This is a genomic window from Nostoc sp. 2RC (genome assembly GCF_014222165.1).
GTDB lineage: Bacteria > Cyanobacteriota > Cyanobacteriia > Cyanobacteriales > Nostocaceae > Nostoc > Nostoc linckia.
The window spans coordinates 1-10,546 of record NZ_JACKZU010000286.1 but is presented as its reverse complement, the minus strand read 5'-3'; the positions used below and the strand labels follow the sequence as shown (position 1 = coordinate 10,546).

Genomic DNA, 10,546 nt, shown 5'->3' with positions numbered 1-10,546 from the left:
AAATATTTTTATTTTCCATCCAATTAGAAGGAGTACAAGATAAATTCAAGCAGCAAAATTTTGATTTAAATAAATCTTGAAAATTTAACTTATAGCGACAAAACTTAAGTCAAAGCAGAGGCTTTGGTTGAGAAAACTTCTACTTATACTCTTTCAAAGACTTACGCAAAAATAACGTAACTCCGTCATTACGAGCCATAGTGAAGTAATCCCAGCGTCAGTGGGGATTGCTTCCCTACTGGCGTGTCAAGCCTTACATGTTGCAATAAAATTTCTTGTGGTGCGGGCAAGATGCCCACGCCACAAGATTGGATAATTTATTTATTGGAGTTCGATCGCCATTTTAATTATCTTATTATTAATCCAATCCCCATTCTAATTTCAAAGTTTCCAACTTAGGATTCTTCACACTCATTCTTTTACATTCTTCCAAAAATCCCTGCACTTGTTCTTCATTGAGACTTAACCCACCATCTTGCAGATTATTGATGTAAGTAATCACATCTGAAGTTGTCAAAGCTGAATTGATTTCTTCCAAAAGAATAGCATTTTTAATTTCCCGACAAACCAATTCAATATCAGATGAAGTAAATTTTACGCTTTTGTCAGCTAAAATTTCAAAATTTACTAGTTGATTCAAATCGATTTTTGATAAATAGTGTTTAAATAAATCTATTCTTTCTCCTCTATCCGGTGGGAAAATAGGAATTTTCCAATCCAAGCGTCCAGAACGTTTTAAAGCACTATCAATACCGCTTAAATAATTTGTTGCTGCAATGACGATTACATCGCTATTTTGCAGGTTATTTAGTTCTATAAGTAATTGATTAATGGTTGCTTTTTGGTCTGTGTGGGCGTTATCTTCATTACGATTAAAGCCAATGCTATCTAATTCATCAATGAATAACAGCGAAGGAGATTTTTTCTTAGCCTGAGCAAAGATGTCACGAATATTTTTTTGACTTTGACCAATCCAAACGCTGACAATATCAGCAGGAGAGAATTTAAAGAAATATCTACCAGATTCATTAGCAAAGGCATTTGCTAATAGAGTTTTACCGCATCCTGGTAAACCATAAAAAAGAATCCCACCAATTGAACCTTTGTATCCCTTAGATTGCAGTTTGAGAAGTTTAGTTAATTTTTCTTTTTCTTCATTGAGTCCTTTGACTTGGCTAAAATCAAGCTTTGATTCTTTGATACGATTGGTCATGGGATATGCTGATATTAAGCTAAGTTTTTTAGCTGCATATTCAAAAGATGGATAATCAATAGAGTCAAAAGATACTGGTACTAATTGGTGATTTTCATAATCAGGAGACATGATGATTACCTGGAAGCGATCGCCATAATATCCAGAAAATTTATACTCTAGTATTTCCTTAACTTTTTTCAATTGATAGTAGTTGCGTGCTATCTCAAAACCTGGAATGACCAACCAAACACTTTCTAATTGATTCGGCCAGACTTTTGATTTCCTTAAAACTCTTTTCATGGTATCTAAAAAGAGATTATTATCCTGAAATTCATGGTATTTGAAAGTCTCGATTTCAACCATAATGTGATTTTTAACGTAGACTTCTATAATCTCACTTTGGTATTCTTCCTCATCAGATACATCTTCATCGGCTGTGTCTTCATCTCTAGAAGTCAACTCTACTTCACAGCTAATATCAGATAATTCATATCCTAGATTTTGCAAAGTTTTAATAGCAAAATACTTGAGATAAATATATTCTTTACTTTCTTGTTGCCACTTGAGGCTATAAAAATGTTCAGCTTTCATCTTCAGCAACAACTGTGATTCAGCTTGAATTTGCGCTTTTTGTAATTCTAGGAAGTAATCTGCTAAAGAAGCATCATCTTCCTCGATTTGATAATATGGCAGTTCCATTAGTAGACGAAAATGGGCATATACTTCTTCTTGATATTCAACAGACGCTTCATTTGGGTATTTACACCGGAGAGTAAAAGTAAAAGGAATTTTCTGGGCAACTCTATGTACTAAATATCCCAAAGCATCTTCTTGCTGATGTGCTTGAATTTCTAAAAGTGATGGACAATGAAATACAATAAATAATTGTTCAGAATTATATTTATTTGCATATAGCGATATCTGTTCAAATTGTTCGTCAAATTTTTCCGAATCAAGTAATTCTAAACCAGTGTTGCCCAAAATAATGCTACTCATAGTTGAGCGATAAAATTGAAAAATATGAGCATCAGCAATGGAATTTTCTTGTTCGTCTTCACAGTCATCTTCCAAGGCTAGACTGGTAGAAATTTTCCTATGGACAGCTTTTGGTATATTATTATATCCTCCATATTGAGATTTTCTAATTAATTCATAATTCAAAATTTTGACAACAATATCACAAAAGAAATCTTCTACTTGTGGAATCAAAAAAATACCCACAGGTTGATGAGAATCTAAACATGCTTGGAATCGCTCGTATTCTTGTTCGGAACCAAAATCAAACAAGTAGTAAAAAAAATCATGCCTGACTGAAATATTTTGTCTCAATTTGGCTGAAATTGCTTGAGAGTCGGTTACTTGCTTGATTATTTTTATATCTTTAATAGAAATAGCTATCTTTGTATCTAAGGGAATGTGTAAATCTAATACAGGGTCTGCACAAAGCCCCAGTTCATTCAAAGCAGTATTAAAATCATTTACGAATGAATGGCTTCGACGCTGGTAGCCAAACTGTTCTATGATAGTTTTAACTCGCAAGCTTTTTTTGCTTTTCCCAGTTCTTTGGAGTTCGTTTTTAATCGAACGTAAGTAAGCTGTATACGTCATTTTGTATCCTATTGCTTGAGTAGGTTTAATTAGCATTCCCAAGGAAACTAAATATATAGTTCCCTAAGTGAACTCCAAAAAATAAATTATTCTAGTGAATGCGTTGACTGTTGACTGTTGACTGGTGACTGTGAAGCATCAACAGTCTTCTAGCGATGTGTGCCAGTAAGCCTACGTTTACGCATTCCAAATTTCAAGATTCATTCAATCGAGCTAAATATTTTTGACAGCGCCGCACCTTGGTTAGTGATACTAAGTTGCTCCTTTCCCCTTTCCCCTTTACCCTTTCCCCTTTACCCTTTTCCCAGTCCAAACCCAGCAAAGTTGAGTTGCCAGAGTACTCGTATGAGAGATTAAACGGAGGTTTAATAGTGTTTGAAATCAACAGACAACGAAACTACAGGTGGAATATCACAGAAGATTTGGCTGGGTATATGTTCATGACGCCCACCATTTTGGTTATAGGAACTTTTGTGGTGTTACCTATTTTGTTTGCTGTTTTTCTTTCTCTGCAAAAAGTCCAACTTTTAGGCGGTATTGATTATGAATTCATCGGTTTGGGTAACTTCAGGCGATTAGTTGAAGATCAACGGATTTGGATTGCTTTGAGAAACACAGCTGAATATGTAGCCATTGTTGTACCAGCTCAAACAATCCTAGCTTTAATTTTGGCGGTGACTCTCAATTCTGGAATTCGCGGTAAAAATTGGTGGCGTATTCTCTACTTTTTGCCCACAGTTACTTCTTCAGCAGTGTTAACACTGATATTCATGTGGATTTATAACACTGAGGGGCTACTAAACGATTTTCTCGCTTTTGTGGGGCTACCTACTTATAACTGGTTGGGTGACCCAGCAGTTGCCCTCAAAGGAATTATGATGATGAACATTTGGTCAACTGCACCGTTTTTTATGGTGATTTACCTAGCGGCTTTGCAGGATATCCCCCAAACAGTGTATGAAGCCGCAGAACTCGATGGGGCAAATGAATGGCGGCAATTTATTTACATTACTATTCCTTTGCTCAAGCCTGTAACCTTCTTTGTGGTAGCGATGGGGGTAATTGGCACTTTTCAATTATTTGACCAGTCTTACATTTTCTCTGGCGGTACTGGCGGGCCAAATAACGCTACCTTAACTGTGGTGCTACTAGTTTACCAAGCTGTGTTTCGGAATTTACAGATGGGATATGGTGCAGCGATCGCCTTTTTGTTAGCAGCAGTCATCATTACCTTGACTGTAATTGCGCGGCGACTTTTTGGAGGCGAATAGATTTGACTAGAATTTCTCGCTTGTCCTGGGTTAAAGTCCTGCCCAAAATCTTGTTATATATCTTGCTGACACTTTATGCCCTGATTACCCTCATTCCCTTTCTCTGGGCACTTTCAGCATCATTTAAACCCCTAACAGAAATTGTCAGCGGCCAACCCAACTTTTTCCCCAAACATTTCACCCTCGACAACTACAGACAAATCTTTTTACAAGAACCACTATTTTGGCGTTGGCTGTTTAACAGTGTGGTAATTGCCATCAGCGTCACCATTTTAAACTTGTTGTTAAATTCAATGGCGGGTTACGCCTTAGCCAGACTGCGTTTTATAGGCAAACGCTTTTGGTTCTTCTTAATCTTGACAGTATTGGCAGTACCAGCGCAAATTACTTTAATTCCCACATTTTTGATTTTAAAAGCGATCGGTTGGCTGAATTCCTACCAAGGGATGATTGTCCCTAGCATGGTTAACGCCACTTTCATCTTTATGATGCGACAGTTTTTCGTAAATTTTCCTAAAGAATTAGAAGAAGCCGGTCAACTTGATGGCTTAAACACCTTTGGAATTTTCCGCCATATCGTCTTACCCTTGGCAAAACCCGCACTAGCAGCCCAGGCAGTTTTTGTATTTATGGCAAGCTGGAATAATTTCTTACTGCCCATAGTTATTTTATTTGACCCAGAAATGTTTACCTTGCCCTTGGGGCTAAATACCTTCAAAGGTCAATATATTAGCTATTGGAACTACATCATGGCAGCCTCAATGGTATTTACCCTACCAGCTTTAGGTATTTACGCCTTTTTTAATCGCTACTTTATCCAAAGCGTCACATTTACTGGGGGGAAAGGTTAATAATTAATGCCCCATACCCAATGCCCCAACCCCCAAAACCGTATTTTGGGCAACAAATTGCACTCCTAACGTGATATTGGTATTACAGCGACTCAATCTCTATCTACCAGTTAACAAGCATTATGGGTTTTGCAAACCTATCGATCGCAGAGATAGCAGCCGACTACAGCATTCCTGTAGAAAAATTGTTTTCTCTCGATAACCAACTCTTAATTGCCGACAAACACCAAAAGAGCCGTTTGGCGTTAGAGGATGCAAAGGCAATTATTTTCCGAATATCTTCTGAAGTCAGCCCGAAAGGTCGGCCATTCGGTGGGTGGTACCGAAGTCACCTAAAAGGCTATCTCAGGCTTTGGATATGCAGATTGAGCATCGCTTTATTAGCTGTGTTGAGCGTCAAAATCTTTAAGGGGAAACATGTTTAGAAGACTAATTGGCGTTGTTGTAGCTACTTTTTTGCTCGCCTTTGGGTTGACTGTCGGTAGCGCGTCAGCATTGGAGCTGGACAAAGCTACCCGGACAGTGCCATTAAACGAACAAGGCGACACCGTTGTACTTAGCCTCAAACAAGTCAAAGAAGGCAAAGCCTTATTTGCTTACGCTTGTGCCCAATGTCATGTTGGCGGCGTTACCAAAACTAACCAAAACGTGGGACTAGAACCAGAAGCTCTAGCATTGGCAACACCAAACCGGAATAACATTGAAGGTTTGGTAGATTACATGAAAAATCCCACTACTTATGATGGAGAAGAGGAAATTTCCGAACTACATCCCAGTACTAAGAGTGCAGATATTTTCACAGAAATGCGAAATCTCACGGATGACGATCTAGTAGCGATCGCTGGTCATATTCTCGTACAACCCAAAGTTGTTGGTACTAAATGGGGCGGCGGCAAAATCTACTACTAAATCCTTAAGTTAGCCCATTAGTGCTGAGCCTTTGAGATTGGGTATTGGGTATCGGGAAACAGGCTCTACAAGCATAGGGGCACAGGGGAAAGACTTGCAACAACTTCTCCTCTGCTCCCCTGCTCCCCAGCCCCCAGTCCTCAATGCCCAATCCCCTGCTTTCATAAACCTACCTTGTTCGGGTGTTTTACATTTAACTTGTACATTGACCAAAGCTAACAAAAACGTCTTTGGCCCCGCTAAATGAACCTGTCAACTGTCAACTGTCAACAACCACCACAGTTATGCTTTTTTAGCCTGTACTAGCTTATAAGGACTTTGTGGGGTATTGCAGTCTAGTATCTTTTACTGATTGCACAGCTTTTCGTTATAATTTACTCCCCATTCTAAAAAAAAAATTGTATCTACGACATATTGTCATATTTGGCGTTAATTTTATTTAAAATGAGAAAGGAAAAAAAATGTTTGTTTAGGAGAGAGTCATGAAATTTATTTCGGCAAGCTGGCGACGCCTGAGTCTGGCTGTGTTGACAATCCTTTTAGTTGTTAGCAGCTTCGCTGTTTTTACTCCCAGCGCTGCGGCTGAAACATACAAGATCAAACTTGGTAGTGACAAAGGAATGCTGGCATTTGAACCGAAAAATTTGACAATCAAACCAGGTGACACAATTGAATGGGTGAACAATAAAGTTCCTCCCCATAATGTTGTGTTCGATTCTGCGAAAAACCCAGCTGGTAGCAAAGAATTAGCAGCTTCTCTGTCTCATAAGAAACAGTTGATGAACCCTGGTCAAAAAGTAACAACCACCTTCCCCGCAGATGCACCTACTGGTGATTATACCTTCTACTGCGAACCTCACCGTGGTGCTGGCATGGTTGGTAAGATTACTGTTCAATAGCTAGAAACATCGTCGTTGGTACTAGATGATTTTTTCAGCTTCCCTGAGTGAAATCAGCTTATAAGCAACACGCTACACTCCCAGAGTGACCAAACAATGGATAATGGCGGTAATAAGTCATCTGCCTACCGAAGACGCTAAGAACTGCGTAGCAACGGAAGGGTGAACTCATTACCGCCAATTTTGATCGAATTGGACTTAATCTGAAGATCGATCGCGTTTATACTCTTCGTGGAGGCTTGTTGCGAGGAAATTCTCTTGAGAATACTTTCATTAATTTTGCTGTTAGCGATCGCCTTAATCAAACTAACATTCATTAGTCCAGCACTAGCAGCCGAAATATCCAATGGTGCTAAAATTTTCGAGGGTAACTGCGCTTCCTGCCACATCGGTGGCGGTAACGTCCTAATCGCAGAGAAAACCTTGAAAAAAGAAGCATTGTCAAAGTACTTAAAAAATTATGATAACGATTCAATTCAAGCGATTATCCACCAAGTGTACAATGGCAAAAATGCCATGCCTGCCTTTAAAGACAAGTTAAGTTCTGAGGAAATTTTACAGGTAGCAGCTTACGTTTTTCAAAATGCCGAACAAGGCTGGTAAGCATACCAAGGGACTTTTTACTGAATGAAAAGTCTTTGTTTTAAATAGCGTCTTTGTTTCAATCCCACCCTTTGAAGGGTGGGATTAAGAGTTGCCTCTGAACGGATTTGATATACACAGTACACCGCTAGGGGCGCATAACTTACGCCCCTGAGATTAACTGTACGTCACCCCTGCTGGAATCCGATCTCAATTGGGCTATTTTTCTGGAGTAGACTTTTGTCTGTTTTGCTTCAGTTGGCGCAACTGTTGTAGTAATTCTTGCTCTGATTCAGGAGTTGGTGTTGCCTGATTTTGATTCACTCTCGGCGTTAATAGCGATTCAGAAGAAGTACTAGCTGCTGGTGAAGGGGTAATCTGGTTATTTTTGATCGGCAGTTGTGATGATGGTTTAGAAGTAGCTGCTGGTAAAGGCTGGGTTTGATTGGTATTGACTCTTGGTAGAACTAATGGTTTGAGGGTATTTGTCCGTAAGGAAGCAGGCTGATTATTTTTGATTTCCACTTGCGATGATGGCTTTGCAGCATCTGTTGATGCTGGCACAACTAAGGGTTTGAGGGAACGTGCGGGTAAAGGCGCAGACTGATTAGTTTTAATTGGGGCTTCGGAAGACGGTTTAGAAGTAGCCCCTGGTAATGGCGTTAGCTGATTGTTATTGCTTGCTGGTGCTAATGGAAACAGCTTTTGGTCTTGAGTCGTCCCAATTGTGTTGCTACCGTTGTTTTGGAAAACTAGGTTAAATGGGTAAGAACTAATCTTTTTATCTCCCTTGGGGGATTGTTTGTTAAAGTATTCCCTGGCTTTTGTTCGCAATTCTGGGGCAAGTAACTTGTCTTGAAACTTGATATCTAAGACCTTGCCATCAGGATCTACCACTAATACTCCTAAAACAGTTCCTTCTACATTTGGCTTATCTGTAGCTACTGTTTGCCGAATTACTGGTTTTTGTTCTGCATTGGGGTATTCTTTTTCCACTTCTTTTTTCAGAGCAGCATAAGAATCCAGTTGTGCGATTGTCTGTTGAGTTCCTTTAGGGGATAAATCGCTTGCTTGGGATGTTATTCCCCTAGTTCCCATTAAAGTGTTGCTATTTGCTCGACTTTGTTTTATTGAATTTACCAGTAAGTTTTGAGAGATTTTAGACGCATCGTTAGTTGGTTGCGTCATTTGTGGGGTTGGATTTCCTTGTGGTGTTGTGACGGGGGGAATATCTGAAAGATTCTGAGATTGGCCACTTTGGAGAATGTCATCAGGTATGTTCTGTGACTGTAATTGTGGCAAGCGATTGACAGCCAACGGTTGGGGTGTCTCGTATTTGCGATCGCTTTCACTCAAAGAAGAAGCTGGAGGAACCGAAGGAACTGATGGCGAAAATTTCGGGGTGCTATTGTATCTAGAACTGTCAAATTTAGAAGCGTCAAACCCAAAATTATAATTGGGAATCCTCCTGAGAGACTGTCTTGTGGGCACAGAGGAAACCCGATAGCTATTAGCTGATGGAGGTAGGGGAGGCAGCACTAACTGACTTGTGGCTGGTGGTGCCAATGGAGGTAATACACTCTGGGCGTTAAAATTCGGTGTCGAAAGTGGGGCTATTGGCGATAATTGTTGTAAACCTACCTGCGGTTGGGGTGTGCTTTGGGGCAAACGGCTTTGGTCGGCTTGACTCAATTCCAAAAGTCCGACTGTTTTTGATGATGCCGTTTCCTTGGGCTTGTTAGAGTCTATGGGCATCAATGGTACAATCATGGCGATCGCACCGTGGATGCCAACAGAAGCTAAAGCTGCTATCCCAATTGGCTGGGTAATAATTTCTGGTATATTTTTCAGCAGGGAGACATAAGACATGGCTGTTACCGTTCACTCGACTCAGTTGCAGTTGGCTAAAAATTTGCTCTTTGGTGACTATCTTGCAATATATTCCAACAGATGCGTCCCTCTAAGGAAATAATAACTTCCCATCGTGGCAATCCAGACGCTAAGATTACCATTTTCTCAACTTTTGAATTTCTTAATGATGCTCTATCATATTTGTTAAATTCAGCTTGCTAAAAAAATGTGTTATGCAATCACTACTTTTTACTTTTTATTGTTATAAAGCGCACCATTAAAACTAAATATTTCGGATATTTATCAATGTCATATCTCAGATAATTTCAACTAGATCGGAACATTCGATCTATTTTTTTGTCTTTTCTACTGCCTCTTTTTTTTACAAAGATTACGTAAAAAATGGCACGTTAAAATGATATATAATACGTCACTTGTGACAATCTTACCACATCAGCGGAGTCTAAAACTGTTGTGAAGTGTACTATTTTCTTGACAATTTAGTCTTAAAACCCATACACACGTATTTTCAGCTTCCAAGAGTGAGTTAAATATTATAAGGGAACTCAAATAAACACCAGCAGATGGTGGTTGAGTATTAACTGTGAACCGTCAACGGTCAACAGTCTTCTAATTATTGATTTGTTAAAAAATTCAAAACTTTAAATCTTTGCACCCAAAATTTTAAATGCCGTTACCAACAGTTATTGTTCCAGGCTATCTAGAAAATGCCATCGCTTATGGGCAACTAGAACAATCTTTACAGCAGTTAAATTTTCCCACAGTCACAGTACCACTACGACGCCGTGACTGGCTAACCACCATTGGTGGCAGACCTGTAACACCGATTTTGCAACAACTTGATGACACTGTCAAACAGATATTGCAGCAACATAACGCTACTCAAATCAATTTAATTGGTCATTCAGCCGGGGGTTGGATATCGCGGATTTATATGGGAGAAAAACCCTATTTCCCACACAGTGGTGTCAAAACATCTCTTTGGCAAGCTCATCCCTTGGTTGCAACTCTCATTACCTTGGGTACACCCCACATTAGCCAAGAACGTTGGACGCGTTCCAATCTCGATTTTGTGACCAATAACTATCCCGGAGCTTTTTACAAAAATGTTCGTTACGTTTGCGTGGCAGGCAAAACTATTTTTGGAGCCAGGCGGCGTGGTAGCTGGTTTGCTTACAGTAGTTACAAATTAACCTGTGGCCAAGGTAACACTTGGGGTGACGGAATCACCCCCATTGAAGCAGCTCACTTAGAAGGCGCAGAAAATCTGGTGATTGAAGGAGTCAACCATTCCCCCCGAAGTCCTGGGATTTGGTACGGTTCGCCAGAACCCTTAAAAGCTTGGGTACAATATTTGAT

At 39.6% G+C, this 10,546-nt stretch carries 8 protein-coding genes; 6 read left to right on the top strand and 2 right to left on the bottom strand.

What is annotated here, in order from left to right; translation table 11 throughout:
- Positions 1 to 358: 358 nt before the first annotated feature.
- Positions 359 to 2,803 carry a 26S protease regulatory subunit gene (locus GNE10_RS25350; protein WP_185567737.1) on the bottom strand — a complete coding sequence of 815 codons (2,445 nt, stop codon included), beginning with the start codon at positions 2,801 to 2,803 and terminating at the stop codon, positions 359 to 361.
- A gap of 371 nt (positions 2,804 to 3,174) precedes the next feature.
- Between GNE10_RS25350 and GNE10_RS25345 the strand changes: the two genes are divergently transcribed.
- The 5 genes from GNE10_RS25345 to petJ all read left to right on the top strand — a co-directional run bounded on the left by GNE10_RS25345 (position 3,175) and on the right by petJ (position 7,336).
- Positions 3,175 to 4,074, top strand: a complete 900-nt coding sequence (locus tag GNE10_RS25345) for a carbohydrate ABC transporter permease (protein ID WP_185567734.1) — start codon at positions 3,175 to 3,177, stop codon at positions 4,072 to 4,074.
- A gap of 2 nt (positions 4,075 to 4,076) precedes the next feature.
- On the top strand, positions 4,077 to 4,925 hold the full coding sequence (locus GNE10_RS25340) for a carbohydrate ABC transporter permease (RefSeq protein ID WP_185567731.1): 849 nt from the start codon (positions 4,077 to 4,079) through the stop codon (positions 4,923 to 4,925).
- Between the two features lie 417 nt (positions 4,926 to 5,342).
- Entirely contained in the window at positions 5,343 to 5,834 is a 492-nt protein-coding gene (psbV, locus tag GNE10_RS25335; protein ID WP_185567729.1) for a photosystem II cytochrome c-550, read from the top strand.
- Between the two features lie 482 nt (positions 5,835 to 6,316).
- On the top strand, positions 6,317 to 6,733 hold the full coding sequence (gene petE, locus GNE10_RS25330) for a plastocyanin (RefSeq protein ID WP_099071691.1): 417 nt from the start codon (positions 6,317 to 6,319) through the stop codon (positions 6,731 to 6,733).
- Between the two features lie 258 nt (positions 6,734 to 6,991).
- A complete protein-coding gene (petJ, locus tag GNE10_RS25325) occupies positions 6,992 to 7,336 on the top strand; it encodes a cytochrome c6 PetJ (RefSeq protein ID WP_185567726.1) in 345 nt (114 codons plus the stop codon).
- Positions 7,337 to 7,534: 198 nt separating this feature from the next.
- Here petJ and GNE10_RS25320 read toward each other — a convergent pair whose 3' ends face one another.
- On the bottom strand, positions 7,535 to 9,184 hold the full coding sequence (locus tag GNE10_RS25320; RefSeq protein WP_185567724.1) for a hypothetical protein: 1,650 nt from the start codon (positions 9,182 to 9,184) through the stop codon (positions 7,535 to 7,537).
- 670 nt (positions 9,185 to 9,854) lie between these two features.
- Between GNE10_RS25320 and GNE10_RS25315 the strand changes: the two genes are divergently transcribed.
- Positions 9,855 to 10,546, top strand: a 692-nt coding sequence (locus GNE10_RS25315) for a triacylglycerol lipase (protein ID WP_185567722.1), incomplete at its 3' end; no start/stop codon positions are given.